Source organism: Sphingomonas sp. PP-CC-3A-396 (assembly GCF_004343105.1).
Classification (GTDB): domain Bacteria; phylum Pseudomonadota; class Alphaproteobacteria; order Sphingomonadales; family Sphingomonadaceae; genus Sphingomonas.
The window spans coordinates 341114-353894 of sequence record NZ_SLYF01000006.1; the positions used below are offsets into that span (position 1 = coordinate 341114).

Consider the following 12781-nt stretch of genomic DNA (forward strand, 5'->3'; position numbering starts at 1 on the left):
CGTAGAACATGGCCGAAGACCGGTTGGACATCGATATGGAGACCCTCGAGGACAATAGCGACCTGCGTCAGGTCGAGTTCGAGGGCGAAGTCAGCGAGGAACGCTATCAGTTCGCGGTGCAATATGATGTGCTCGAAGCGCTGAGCACGGTGGCGCCCGAGGGTGATGCGGTGGCGATCTTCAAACAGCATCTCGACGAAATTGCCGACCTCGGCGTCGTCGCGCTGGCCCGCGATCCCGACCAGGAGATCGTCGTGATCAGCGAGAACGATCTCGACTGACAGCGGCATTTGACGTGGCGGTCGTCGCGTTCGCCTTGCGGACGTGGCGGCCCCGCCAGAAGCGGATCGCGGTGATAACCAGCGCCGCGACCGCGACTAGGATCGCGACGCCGACCAGCTTCTGCTTCGGCATGACTTTGTCGACCAGCTCGATCAGCCCGTCGCCGAACACGTAGCCGATCCCGGTGAACAACACGCCCCAGACCAGCGCCGAGATCGCGTTGAGCACCACGAAGGTGCGTGCGGGGATATGCGAGGTACCGATCGCGATCGGGCTGATCGTACGCAGTCCGTAAAGGAACCGGAAGCCGAGGATGAAGATCGTCGGATGTCGATCGAGCGTGTCGAGCGCCTTGGCGAAGGCGGGCTTTTCGGCGATCCGGCGGACCCGCTTGGTATCGCGATAACGGCGGCCGGCGAAGAAGAAGAGCTGATCCGCGAAGAACGATCCGGTCACCGCGGCGGCGGCGCTGCCGACCAGCGATACTAGATGCTGGTGCGCGAGCAGGCCGCCGGTGACGACGCTGGTTTCACCCTCGAACGCTGCGCCGAGGAAGATCGCGGCAAGGCCGTACTGCGAAATGAAGCTTTCGATCGACATTCGCCGCCCTTGCCGGACCGCACGGGGTTTGGCCAGCCGTGCTTATCGGCCCAGATAGTGCATCTTGCCGATCGGGACGCCGCGCATCCGTAAAAGCGCGTAGGCCGTTGTAATGTGGAAATAGAAATTGGGCAGGACGAAGGCGAGCACGTAGCTTTTGCCGGTGAAGTCGATGCTGCCACCCGGCGTGACGAGCGTGACCGGGGCGTCCTCCTTGCCGTCGATCGCTGCGCGGGGAACGGTGTCGAGAAACGCGAGCGTCGCGGCAATCCGCTGCTGGAGCGCGACGAAGCTGGCTTCGTCGTCCGCCATGGCGAGATTGGGGATGTCGCCGATCCGCACCATCGCGCCCTTTGCGGTGTCGCTCGCGCGCTGCACCTGCGCGGTCAGCGGCGTCATGTCGGCGGTCAGCCGGATGTCGAGCATGTCCGCCTCCGCGATGCCGTGGTCACGCGCGAACGTCTCGCCGACGGTCAGGATCGTCGACAGGCTGGCAAAACCGCGGCGAAAGGCGGGGACGGTGAGGTCGTAGAGGCTGGTCATGCGAGAAGGCTAGGCGCGCTCTGCAGGCGGGTCGAGCAGGAACGTCGCCAGTGCGCTCCAGGCGGGGTGCTTGGCCGCGATGCCGACGGTGTGGAGCGGACTGCTCGATGGGAGCGCGACGATCTCGGGGCCAGCGACGTCGCGGCCAAGGAGCTTCATGCCTTGCTTGAGCGCGGTGCCGCCGTTGAACGCGATCGCGCGGAGATGCGGCAGGGTGGCGATCAGCCTGGGGAGGTCGTTGCCTTCTATATCGACGATCGCCGCATCGGTGCTGCCTGCGCGGCGGGCCGAACCGATGACATCCCACAGCGCAACGCGGGCCTCGCGTAACGCGTCGAGCCGGTCGTCATAGTCCAGCACGGCGAGGTCGCGACCGACGACGGGCGACATCAGCTGCCAGAACTGGTTCTGCGGATGTGCGTAATAGCGTTGCGCCGCGAGCGAGCGATCCCCTGGCAGGCTGCCGAGGACGAGCAGGCGCGCATCGGGTGCTGCGATCGGGGGGAAGGAGTGCTTGAGGGACATGGGGTGTCTCTAACCCAACCCTCTACATACGCCGATCACGAAACGACGTGTTCCACCACTGCACCACCCCGGCGGAGGCCGGGGCCCAATTGGAAGAGTGGAAGTAACGGAGCGCAACGCTTGGTTGGCGACGTTCCCCGGTTGGGCCCCGGCCTCCGCCGGGGTGGTGCTCCTGTGATGTCGTCAATCGAACCCCGAACAAACCCCGGTGATTGCGCATAATCCCGCAAGCGTCCTATCACACGCGCATGAAGATCATGCTCTCCGCCAGCCTCGCCGTGCTCGCCTTTGCGAGTGCCCCCGCCGCCGCCCGGCAGCTCACCATCGACGACGTGACGATGCTCAGCCGCGTCGGCGCGCCGACCGCGTCGCAGGACGGGCGTTGGCTCGTCTGGGCACAACGCGAGACCGATCTCGCCGCGGACAAGGGGCGCTACGACCTCTGGCGTCTCGATCTGAGCACGCAGGGCGCGACGCCGGTAAAGCTGCTCGCCGATCCGCAGGTCAACGAGAACGATCCGCAGATCGTGGGCAACACGGTGTATTTCACCTCAGACAAGGGCGGCGAGGATGCAGTCTGGTCGGTGCCCGTAACGGGCGGCACACCGCGCAAGCTGACCAGCTTCAAGGGTGGGTTCAGCGGCTTCAAGGTCGCGCCTACCGGCGACAGGCTGCTCGTCTGGGCGGATCGCAAGCCCGGCGCGCCGAGCCTCGAGCCGGCGATGGTGAAGAAGGATCCGAACGCGGGCGCCGGCCGCACCTACGACCAGCTGTTCGTACGGCATTGGGATACGTGGGCGGATGGCACACGATCGCAGCTGTTCGTCTTGCCGCTGACCGCGACCGGCGCGCCCGGCAACGGCGTCGCGATCGTCGGCGCGCTGGTTGGCGATACGCCCTCGAAGCCCAACGGCGGCGGCGAGGAAATCTCGTGGAGCCCCGACGGCCGCACCGTCTATTTCGCGATGCGTGAGGCTGGCCGGATCGAGGCGCTGTCGACCAATCTCGATATCTTCTCCGCGCCCGCGGACGGTTCGGCCGCGCCGGTCAACCTGACCGCGGCGAACAAGGCGACCGACAATCTGCCGACGGTATCGCCCGATGGCCGGACGCTCGCGTTCTTCGCGATGCGGCGACCGGGGTTCGAGGCGGATCGCCAGGTGCTGACGCTGCGCGACATCGCCAGCGGCAAGACGGTGTCGCTGACCGAGCGCTGGGACCGCTCGGTCGGTTCGATCGCATGGGCGCCCGATTCGAAGTCGCTCTACGTGACGGCGGACGACACGCAGGAGACGCCGCTGTTTCGCGTCGATGCGACCACCGGCGCGGTCACGCGGCTGACTCAGGAGGGTCATGTCAGCGCGGTCGCGATTACCCCGCGCGGTCCCGTGGTGGCGATCGACAGCCTCACCGCACCCGCCGATTTCTACCGCGTCGCGGGCACCGGTGCGCCGCAGCGCCTGACCCAGGTCAACGCGACGAAGCTTGCCGGGATCGACATGCCGACCGTCACGCGGTTCAACTTCAAGGGCGCGAACGCGGACACCGTCTGGGGCTATGCGGTGAAGCCGTATGGCAGCACGGGGAAGGTCCCGATCGCGTACATGGTCCACGGCGGACCGCAGGGGTCGAGCAACAACAGCTGGTCGTATCGCTGGAACCCCGCGGTATTTGCGGGCGCGGGTTACGGACTGGTCGCGGTCGATTTCCACGGCTCGACCGGCTACGGGCAGGGCTTCACCGATGCGATCAGCAACAACTGGGGCGGCTGGCCGCTCGAGGATCTGCAAAAGGGTCTGAAGGCCGCGACCGACAAGTTCGCGTGGCTCGATGCGGACAATGCGTGTGCGCTCGGCGCGTCGTACGGCGGCTACATGATGAACTGGATCGAGGGGCAGTGGCCCGATCGCTTCAAGTGTATCGTCCAGCATGACGGCGTGTTCGACGCGCGCGCGATGGCGTACGAGACCGAGGAGCTCTGGTTCGACGAGTGGGAGCATGGCAGGAAAGCCTATTACGAGGACCCGCAGGCGTTCGAGAAATGGAACCCGGTCAATTACGTCGCCAAGTGGAAGACGCCGATGCTGGTGATCACCGGCGAGAAGGACTTCCGGATTCCGTACACGCAGGGATTGGCGACGTTCACCGCGCTCCAGCGGCGCGGCATCCCGTCGCGGCTACTGGTCAACCCAGGCGAGAACCACTGGGTGCTGAAGCCGAAGAACTCGCGGCAATGGTATGGCGAGGTGCTCGGCTGGATGGATAAGTGGACGGCGAAATAATTCCCCCATGCCGTCATGCCGGAGCCCTTCCGGCATGACGACACGAGCTCACATCAGCCACCGCTCCCCAGCACGTTGATCGTGAACGCCAGCACGCCGATGTTGAACACGAACGCTGCCATGCACTGGCCAAGCGCGGCTTTGCGCACCCGGCGTGAGGTGATCGCGACGTCGGAGGTCTGGAACGTCATCCCCAGCGTGAACGCGAAATAGGCGAAGTCCCAGTAATCGGGCTCGTCGCAACTCGGGAAATCGAGGCCCTTGGCGTCCTTCCCGTCCGGATCGTCGACATAATAAAGATGCGCGTAGTGCAGCGTGTAGATCATGTTCGAAAACAGCCACGCCAGCGCCAGCGTCGCGATCGTCAGCGCGATCCCGACCGCGTCGTTCTTGCCCTGCAGTTCCTTGGCGACCGCGACCAGGATGACGAGCATGATCATACCGCTGAACCCGAGCAGCACCGCGCGATTGGCGTCGTTCTCTTCCGCCGCGCGGCGCATCCGTGCCGCGGTGGCGTTGCGGAACAGCGTCGAAACCGCGATCAGGAACACGACCGCAGCGACGTCGAACGCCGCCATCGTCCCCCGGCCCAACCCGATACGTGGGATCAGCGCGGCGAGGCCGATCGCGAAGACCAGCACGAACAGGATGAAGCGCGGCGGGGCAACGCGTTGGCCTAGGCCCCAATATCTGGCTTTGCTGGTCATGCCACAGCGCTAGCGCTTCGCGGGCACGTCGCCTAGATACGCGCGCATCATGGCCAAGACAGAAACCCCCCGTTTGCAGACCCCACGCCGCATCCGTGGCACCCAGGACATTTTCGGCGACGAGCAGCGCCGCTTCGCGCACGTCCTGTCGACGTTCGAACGCGTGCGGGCTCTGTATTGCTTCCAGCGCGTCGATATCCCGGTGTTCGAGTCGACCGCGGTGTTCGCGCGCTCGCTCGGCGAGACGACCGATGTCGTGTCGAAGGAGATGTACACGTTCGAGGATCGCGGCGGAGACTCGCTCACGCTCCGCCCCGAGTTCACCGCCGGTATTGCCCGCGCGTATCTGACCGAAGGCTGGCAGCAGTTCGCGCCGATGAAGCTCACCACCAGCGGTCCTGTGTTTCGCTACGAACGCCCACAAAAGGGGCGGTTTCGGCAGTTCCACCAGATCGACGCCGAGGTGATCGGGGCGGCTGAACCAGCGGCGGACGTCGAACTGCTCGTGCTGGCGGACCAACTGCTGCGCGAACTCGGCATTTCCGAGGGCGTGACGTTGCAGCTCAACACGCTGGGCGACGCGGCGACGCGCGATGCGTGGCGCGAGGCGCTGGTCGCGCATTTCGAGGCGCACCGTGGAGAGTTGTCTGATGACAGCCTGACGCGGCTCGAAAAGAACCCGATGCGGATCCTCGACTCGAAGGACCCGCGCGACCGCCCGATCGCCGACAGCGCGCCCGATATCGACGCGTATCTGACGCCCGAGGCACGCGCGTTCTTCGAGGCGGTGACGGCCGGGCTCGATGCGGCGGGGGTAGCGTGGGAGCGCAACGCGCGCCTGGTGCGGGGCCTGGATTACTATCGCCACACCGCGTTCGAGTTCGTGACCGACCGGCTAGGTTCGCAGGGGACCGTGCTGGCCGGCGGCCGGTATGACGGGCTGATCGGGTCGCTCGGCGGGCCGGAGACGGCGGGCGTCGGCTGGGCTGCGGGTGTCGAGCGGTTGGCTATGTTGCTGGATGAACCGGCTGAGCAGCGCGCCCAAGTCATCGTCGTTGCAGAGGACGACGACTCAAGTCTCGATGCGATCGCCCTGATTTCCGACCTCAGGCGAAATGGAGTGTCCGGAGATATGGTTGCTTCCGGTTCGCCGAAAAAACGCTTCGACAAGGCCGTCAAGGCAGTCCCACAGGCAATCGTGAGCGTTCGTCGTGCCGACGGCGAAGTCGTTCGAAAGTTGAAGATGCTCGGGTCTGAAGCCGAAGCGCTTGAGGCCCAATTGAAGACGCTGCTGTCGTGATGGCTCATCCGCAAATCCTCCCCGGCACGGGGAGGTGGCAGTGCGCGGCACTGACGGAGGGGGGCTTCCACGTCGCGCAACCCCTGGGGCCCGCCCCCTCCACCCCCCTTCGGGCGGTCCCCCTCCCCGTGCCGGGGAGGATTTGATGACCCAGATCTCCCCCGACCGCATCCGCGCGATCGAGGCTCGGCGTGACGAGTTGCAGGCGCTGATGTCGACCGGCGATCTCCCCTCCGACCGCTTCGTCGCGGTATCGAAGGAATATGCCGAGCTCGAACCCGTAGCCCAGGCCGCCACCGAAGTGCGCCGGTTGCGGCAGGAGGCGGAGAGCCTCGCGTTCATGGCCGAGGATGCCGACGACGAACTCCGCGCGATGGCGTCGGACGAGCTGCACGAGAACCGCACGCTGCTCGAGACCGCGGATCGCAAACTCGCGCTCGCGCTGTTGCCGCGCGATGCCGCCGACGAGCGCGCGGCGATGCTCGAGATCCGCGCCGGTACCGGTGGCGACGAGGCGGCGCTGTTCGCGGGCGACTTGTTCCGGATGTACCAGCGCTATGCCGAGTCGCAGGGCTGGCGGGTCGAGATGATCTCCGGCTCGTCGTCCGACGCGGGCGGCTTCAAGGAAGTCGTCGCGAGCGTCACCGGCCAGGGCGTGTTCGCCAAATTGAAGTTCGAGAGCGGCGTCCACCGCGTCCAGCGCGTTCCGACCACCGAAGCGGGCGGCCGGATCCACACCTCGGCGGCGACCGTCGCGGTGCTGCCCGAGGCGGAGGAGGTCGACGTCAAGATCGACGACAAGGACCTGCGCATCGACGTCTATCGCTCGTCGGGCCCCGGCGGCCAGTCGGTCAACACGACGGACTCTGCGGTGCGGATCGTCCACATCCCGACCGGGCTGACCGTGATTCAACAGGACGAGAAGTCGCAGCACAAGAACAAGGCCAAGGCCCTCCGCGTGCTCAGGACGCGGCTGTACGAGGCGGAACGCGACCGGTTGCATGCCGAGCGGGCAGGCGCGCGGAAGTCGATGGTTGGCTCGGGCGATCGCTCGGAGCGGATCCGCACGTACAACTTCCCGCAAGGCCGCGTGACCGATCACCGCATCAACCTGACGCTGCACCGCCTGCCTGAGATCGTCGCGGGCGAAATGGACGAACTGATCGGCGCGCTGGTCGCGCAGGACGAAGCGGACCGCTTGGCGCAGCTGGATGGCTGAGCTCACCCCAGCCGCAACGCCATTCCCCTTCCGCTTGCGGGAGGGGTTAGGGGAGGGGCTTCTTGCTAACGGCATCGCTCGGTGACAGCCCCTCCCCCGACCCCTCCCGCAAGCGGGAGGGGAGCAGTGAGTGCAGCGCTTGCCACCGCCGCTGCGCGGTTCGGCTTCTCCGCCACCCCGCGCCTAGACGCGGAACTCCTGATGGCGCACGCACTCGGCGTCGAGCGTAACGCGATCCTCCTCGACCCGACCCGCTACGCCGTCCCCGACACCTTCGCCGCGCTCGTCGACCGCCGCCTCAACCACGAGCCGATCGCCTACATCACCGGCACCCGCGGCTTCTGGTCGATCGACCTCACCGTCGGCCCCGGCGCGCTCGTCCCCCGTGCCGACAGCGAAACGCTCCTGATCGCCGCGCAAGCGCACTTCGCCAGCCGCGCGCCCGCGACGGTACTCGACCTCGGCACCGGCCCCGGCACGCTCCTTCTCGCAGCCCTCGACGAATGGCCGGCACAAGGCCTCGGCGTCGACTATTCGCCCCAAGCGCTAGACTACGCCCGCGCCAACGCCGCTGCCCTCAACATGACCGACCGCGCCCGCTTCATCCGCGGGAGTTGGGCGAGCGCGATCACCGGCCAGTTCGACCTGATCCTCGCCAACCCGCCCTATATCGCCACCGACGAGATGCTCCCGGCCGAAGTCCATGGCCACGAACCGCACGCCGCTCTGTTCGCCGGCAGCGACGGGCTCGACGACTACCGCATCCTCGCCGCGCAACTCCCGGCGCTGATCGCGCCCGGCGGCGCGGCCGTCATTGAGATCGGATCGACGCAAGCCGAGCCTGTCACCGCACTGCTCGAAGCGCAGGGTTTGCACGTCGCGCTCCACCACGACTATGGAAACAACCCTCGTGCGCTGGTCGCGACGACAGGAATACGGCGCTAACCGGCAGTTTTCGCTTGTAGTATGGCCCTTGCGCCCGCTATCACGCGGGCAGGGGCACGCACTCTCGACGATTGGTCGGTTTAGAGCGATGACCCGCATCCTTCGCTTTGAGGTCGCTGCAGTCCGGCGGCCCTGGCAAGTTCGACGCACCGATCTCGTTTAGATCGTCGGTGCGCGGCGGGGGGTTTGCACCGCATTTCGGAGCACGACCAGATTTTGGTTCGACGACTGAGGACACAAGCTTGATCAACAACCGGCAAGCCGGCCGCCGTCGCGGTCGTGGCAACAATAATAATGGCGGCGGTGGCGGTGGTGGCGGTCAACGCCAGGGCGGCGGCGGTGGCCAGGGTGGTCGCGATACCGGCAACCGCATCGATAGCCGCGCGCGCGGCAACGCGAGCCAGCTGTACGAGAAGTACAAGAACCTCGCGCGCGACGCGCAGCAGCAGGGCGACCGCGTCAACATCGAATATTACCTCCAGTTCGCGGATCATTATTTCCGCGTCCTGAGCGAGACGCGCGCACGGTTCGAAGAGAGCCAGCCGCAGGCGCAGCAGCAGCCGCGTCGCCAGCAGCCGTTCGATCTCGACGGCGACGACGATTACGGCGACGAGGGCGAACCGATCCGCTCCGGCGAGCAGCAGGGGCAGGCTTCGGCTGAGCAGCAGAATGGCGGCCAGAACGGCCAGTACCAGAACGCGCCCCGCCAGAATCGCGACACGCAGAACCGCGAAGATCGTCCGCAGCGCGATGACCGGCCGCAGCGTGAAGAGCGCCCGCGGTACGAGAACACCCGCTATGAGGGCCAGCGTAACGAAGGTCAGCGTAACGAGGGCCAGCGTAACGAGGGCCAGTCGCGCAACGAAGGTCAGCGCGAAGACCGCGTTCGTGGCGAAGGCCAGCGCAACCAGCGCAACGCTCCCCGCGATACGCAGCAGCGCGACGAGCGTAGCGGCGAAGAGCAGGGCCAGGCCCGTGAGAACCAGGCCCGTGAGAACCAGGCCCGTGAGAACCAGGCGCGCGAGACCCAGCCTCGCGACGAGCAAGTCCGCGAGCCGCGCTCCGACTACCGCGATGCGCCGCAGCGTGAGACGATCCGTCGCACGCCGCGCACCAGCGTCCAGGTCGCCAACGCCAACCAGGATTCGGAAGCCGACGCGGTCCGTTCGGTAACCGAAGCTTCAGAGCAGGTTGCCCAGCCGATCGAAGCCGTCGAGACGACGACGCCTGTCGCCGCAGCCACCGAGGAGCAGCCCCGCCGTCGCGGTCGTCCGCGCCGCGATCGCAGCCTCGACGCACCCGTTGCGACCGAAGATGCAGCACCGACCGCATTCGATGCGGACCGCCTGCCGCCATCGCTCGGCATCTCGGCCATAACGCCGACGCCAACGCCGGCGACCGAAGCGACCGTTGCCAGTGATACGGCGCCGGAAGAAAAGCCCCGTCGTCGCCGCGTTCGTGCGGTACCGGACGAGGTCGCGGGCTGAAGCCGTCATCCCGGACTGGTCCGGGGCATAGCTGAGACCTGAAAGGGCCGGTGCCGCGTCACGCGACACCGGCCTTTGTCATGTTCGACGTCTGATCGACGTCATGATCGGCGTCCGCTCAATCGATCCGCGCGACATCCTCGTCGTGACCGCTTCCCGAACTCAGGAACGCGAGCCCCATCAGCAGCCCGGCCATCATCACCGATCCGCCGACCCCGCCGATCACGGCCAGCATCGTCACCAGATGCAGCGGCCCCTGCAGATGCGCCATCGCCGCGATCACCGCCGCGACGCAGATCGCCGCCGCCAGCACCATCCACGCCATGATCGCGCGAAACCGCGCCCATGCGAACGCCGCATAATGCGGGTCGTCCAACCCGGCCGGTGGTTCAGGCAGTCGATCGGTCATCGCTTCACATTGCCGCGCAAACATGGTTTCCTCAAGTCAGGCGCACCAGACGCATATGAGGAGAGGCGAAGATGACGATCGCGGCGATCCTGAAGGACCGAAAGGGCGGCATAGAGTCGCTCCACCCGGACTCCACTGTGGCGGAGGCGGTGGCGCTGCTCGCAGAGAAGCGGATCGGCGCGGCACCGGTGCTCGACGGCGACCGGGTGGTCGGCATATTCTCCGAACGCGATGTCATCCACTGCCTGCAATCGGACGGGGCCGCGGCGCTGGACCGGCGGATCGCCGATGTGATGACTACCGCGGTGAAGTCGGTCGGGCCAAACGAGTCCGCGATCGGCGCGCTGTCGCTGATGACTCAGCGCCGCATCCGCCATCTGCCGGTGATCGACGGCGACACGCTGGTCGGCTTCGTCTCGATCGGCGACTTGGTCGCATACCGCATCGACCGGATCGAAGCCGATGCCGCAGCGATGCGCGAATACATTCAGTCCGCCTAGATCAGGGGGGCTAAACTAGGCGGCGACAGGTTGCTTTCGCACCACGGCGATCAGTTCGCGCACCGTCGCCCGCGCAAAGATCAGCATCGACGCCGCATAGACCGCTGCGCCGATAGCCACGAGGACCAACAGCCGCCAATGCGCGTCGAGCGGCGGCAGGCCGCGATCCACCAGCCCGACGATCAGCGCCATCGCGATCGCCGCCAGCGCCGGTGATGCGACCGCCCGCGCCACGTCTCGCGCGCGCACCCCGATTACCGGCAGCGTCCGCCATGCGCTGATCGCCAGGTAGAGCGGATACGCGGTGATCCACGCGATGCCCATGCCGGTAGGGCCCCATTGCACGCCGACCAGAAACGCCGTGGTCAGGATCATTGCACCGACCGCGCCGTTCTGGACGCCGATCCCCGGACGGCCGCGCGCGTCGGATGCTGGCGTGAACAACACCTGCAACGTCATGAACGGCATCGCCAGCGCGAGCAGGTGGACGATGGGCGCCGTCTCGCGCCATTTGTCGCCCAGCACGGTCAGCACCAGCGGCTCGGCGGTTGCGGCCAGCCCCATGTAGAATGGCATCGCGACGATCATCACCATCCGCACCCCCTTCACGAACGCGCGCCCGATCGCGGCGGGATCGGCTTGCATCCGCGCATAGGCGGAGAAGGCGACCTCGTTCAGCGGCGGCACGAATTTCGAGACGAAGATCTGCGTGAGGAACAGGCTGGTCGTATAGATGCCGAGCATGTGCGGCGAAAAGCTGCGCCCAGCGATGAACACGTCGGTCTGGCTCTGCAGGAACCAGAACAGCTGCCCCGCGGCCATCACCCCGCCATAACGCGCGATCGTCCCGGCGCCGCGAAAGTCAAAGCTCGGCCAGACCAGCGACCGCGCGCTCCACGTCATCATCGCGCCGCGCACGCTAAACAGCACAATCGGCGCCAGCACCAAAGTCCATACCCCGAGACCATAGAGCGCACCGCCGAGCGCCGCACTGGCCGAGGCGATCGACGCGGTGATGTTAGCCTTGGCCTGGTGACGGAAATCCATCGCCCGCGAGAGCAGCGCATACGGGAGCGCGATGAAGGGGGTCGTCAGATAGAGCAGCGCCTGGACGCGGAGCATGTCGCCGACGATCGGCTGGCGATAATAGGCGGAGGCGAGTGGTGCGAGTGAGAGCTGCGCGACGGCAAGCCCGACGTTCAAAACGATCAGCATCCCGAACAGCTGCCGGACTTCGCGCTCGCTGATCTCCTTTTGCTGGATCAGCCCGCTCGCCAAGCCATAGCCGTTGAGCATCGCCATGAAGGTGAGAACCACCTGGCACATCGCGAACAGGCCGTAATCGGCGGGCGCGAGGATGCGGATAACGAGAAAGGTCGCGCACCATTGTACCATCTGCGCGACGATCTGGCTGCCCGACCGCCATATGAGTGCGCTACGGACTTGGCCGGCGAGCGAGGTTGGTGCGGAAGGCGCACCCAAAGCGCCCGACGGCCCTGGCGCCGACACGGTCTCGGGCACGTTCGCCGGCGGGGGGGCAGGGATCACGGTATCCATCGTATCGGGCATGTAGCGATATGGGCCTTCACAAGCGCTTAAGGCGAGGCCCTAAAGACGGATGGTGCGTGCCACAGGACGCGGGGGCATCCTTTGGAAATCTCCGGCGGTGGAATGAAGTGCAGTTACAAGTGCTTCGTCAGCACCGGCAGGGGGGTGTGGGGCGTCATAAACGCGCCAACTCGAGAAAATTGCCACAAATGTGAAAGATTGTGTTTGACGCGAATCGGAACCCCGCTTAGAGGGGTGTCACCGCAGCGGAGTGCCTAACGGCTTCTGCGACGGTCGCAAAAAACCAGATGCTGCAAGCTTTCTCGGAAGGGAGGGTTATGCGAGTGTCGGTATTTTTGTCGGCTCTTTGACATTGTAGGTTAAGATGAAGGGACATGTGGGCGGCGGCTTGCGGTTCTCGGGCTCCTCAAGGG

General features: G+C 66.1%; 13 protein-coding genes. 7 read left to right on the plus strand and 6 right to left on the minus strand.

Features of this window, described 5'->3' with window-relative positions; all coding sequences use genetic code 11:
• Positions 1-8: 8 nt before the first annotated feature.
• A complete protein-coding gene (locus C8J40_RS14065) occupies positions 9-281 on the plus strand; it encodes a DUF1488 family protein (RefSeq protein ID WP_132897523.1) in 273 nt (90 codons plus the stop codon).
• On the opposite strand, the gene C8J40_RS14070 is transcribed toward C8J40_RS14065, so the two are convergent.
• Genes C8J40_RS14070 through C8J40_RS14080 form a run of 3 tightly spaced genes read right to left on the minus strand, consistent with a single transcriptional unit; the run spans position 259 to position 1950 of the window.
• On the minus strand, positions 259-882 hold the full coding sequence (locus C8J40_RS14070; RefSeq protein ID WP_132897524.1) for a DedA family protein: 624 nt from the start codon (positions 880-882) through the stop codon (positions 259-261). The genes C8J40_RS14065 and C8J40_RS14070 overlap by 23 nt on opposite strands.
• A 42-nt stretch (positions 883-924) precedes the next feature.
• Positions 925-1425, minus strand: a complete 501-nt coding sequence (locus tag C8J40_RS14075) for a DUF1993 domain-containing protein (RefSeq protein WP_132897525.1) — start codon at positions 1423-1425, stop codon at positions 925-927.
• A 9-nt stretch (positions 1426-1434) separates the two neighbouring features.
• Entirely contained in the window at positions 1435-1950 is a 516-nt protein-coding gene (locus C8J40_RS14080) for a DNA-deoxyinosine glycosylase (RefSeq protein WP_132897526.1), read from the minus strand.
• 248 nt (positions 1951-2198) lie between these two features.
• Between C8J40_RS14080 and C8J40_RS14085 the strand changes: the two genes are divergently transcribed.
• Positions 2199-4232, plus strand: coding sequence for a S9 family peptidase (locus C8J40_RS14085; RefSeq protein WP_132897527.1), 2034 nt, complete (start codon positions 2199-2201; stop codon positions 4230-4232).
• A gap of 53 nt (positions 4233-4285) precedes the next feature.
• Here C8J40_RS14085 and C8J40_RS14090 read toward each other — a convergent pair whose 3' ends face one another.
• Positions 4286-4939 carry a DUF1345 domain-containing protein gene (locus C8J40_RS14090; RefSeq protein ID WP_132897528.1) on the minus strand — a complete coding sequence of 218 codons (654 nt, stop codon included), beginning with the start codon at positions 4937-4939 and terminating at the stop codon, positions 4286-4288.
• A 49-nt stretch (positions 4940-4988) separates the two neighbouring features.
• Here C8J40_RS14090 and hisS point away from each other — a divergent pair, with 49 nt between their 5' ends.
• The 4 genes from hisS (at position 4989) to C8J40_RS14110 (ending at position 9890) form a co-directional block, all read left to right on the plus strand.
• Positions 4989-6239 carry a histidine--tRNA ligase gene (gene hisS / locus C8J40_RS14095; protein ID WP_132897529.1) on the plus strand — a complete coding sequence of 417 codons (1251 nt, stop codon included), beginning with the start codon at positions 4989-4991 and terminating at the stop codon, positions 6237-6239.
• Between the two features lie 145 nt (positions 6240-6384).
• Positions 6385-7458: a peptide chain release factor 1 gene (prfA, locus tag C8J40_RS14100; RefSeq protein WP_132897530.1), complete on the plus strand. Its 1074-nt coding sequence runs from the start codon at positions 6385-6387 to the stop codon at positions 7456-7458.
• A 126-nt stretch (positions 7459-7584) separates the two neighbouring features.
• Positions 7585-8403 carry a peptide chain release factor N(5)-glutamine methyltransferase gene (gene prmC / locus C8J40_RS14105; protein WP_132897531.1) on the plus strand — a complete coding sequence of 273 codons (819 nt, stop codon included), beginning with the start codon at positions 7585-7587 and terminating at the stop codon, positions 8401-8403.
• A gap of 242 nt (positions 8404-8645) precedes the next feature.
• On the plus strand, positions 8646-9890 hold the full coding sequence (locus C8J40_RS14110; RefSeq protein WP_132897532.1) for a DUF4167 domain-containing protein: 1245 nt from the start codon (positions 8646-8648) through the stop codon (positions 9888-9890).
• A gap of 118 nt (positions 9891-10008) precedes the next feature.
• On the opposite strand, the gene C8J40_RS14115 is transcribed toward C8J40_RS14110, so the two are convergent.
• Positions 10009-10299, minus strand: coding sequence for a hypothetical protein (locus C8J40_RS14115; RefSeq protein WP_243643540.1), 291 nt, complete (start codon positions 10297-10299; stop codon positions 10009-10011).
• A gap of 71 nt (positions 10300-10370) precedes the next feature.
• On the opposite strand from C8J40_RS14115, the gene C8J40_RS14120 reads away from it, so the two are divergent.
• Positions 10371-10799, plus strand: a complete 429-nt coding sequence (locus tag C8J40_RS14120) for a CBS domain-containing protein (RefSeq protein WP_132897533.1) — start codon at positions 10371-10373, stop codon at positions 10797-10799.
• Positions 10800-10814: 15 nt separating this feature from the next.
• Here the strand turns inward: C8J40_RS14120 and C8J40_RS14125 are convergent, their stop codons facing one another.
• The gene (locus C8J40_RS14125) at positions 10815-12368 is read right to left on the minus strand and encodes a lipopolysaccharide biosynthesis protein (protein ID WP_279432598.1); all 1554 of its coding nucleotides are present in this window, start codon (positions 12366-12368) and stop codon (positions 10815-10817) included.
• Positions 12369-12781 lie beyond the last annotated feature (413 nt).